Source organism: Rhizobium ecuadorense, from assembly GCF_001187535.1.
Classification (GTDB): Bacteria; Pseudomonadota; Alphaproteobacteria; order Rhizobiales; family Rhizobiaceae; genus Rhizobium; species Rhizobium ecuadorense.
In genome coordinates this window covers 1-234 of the sequence record NZ_LFIO01000686.1, presented here as the reverse complement: position 1 = coordinate 234, position 234 = coordinate 1, and the positions used below count along the sequence as shown (strand labels likewise).

The window sequence follows — 234 nt, the reverse complement described above, 5'->3', positions numbered from 1 at the left end:
GCTTTCGGCCTCGATAATGCTCCAACCCTGGAGATGGCGGAGGCTGCAATCCAGGTCTGGAAAGAAATCCCACGCTGCTACGCCGAAAGACAGAACAGGCAGCGTCGCGTGGACGGCATGACACGCAACATCGACCAGTTCGAGGAGAAGCTGTCTACAGTATGCAAATCGATCGGCGACGATCTTTCCAGACTTGCTCCGCTGCTTGCTGTCGATTTCCTCCACAAACGAATG

1 protein-coding gene is annotated in these 234 nt (G+C 55.1%); it reads left to right on the top strand.

Translation table 11 applies throughout. The features are described from left to right. Positions 1 to 234 (top strand): hypothetical protein (locus tag AF337_RS12880; protein WP_152971046.1); only part of this gene is annotated, 234 nt, incomplete at both ends.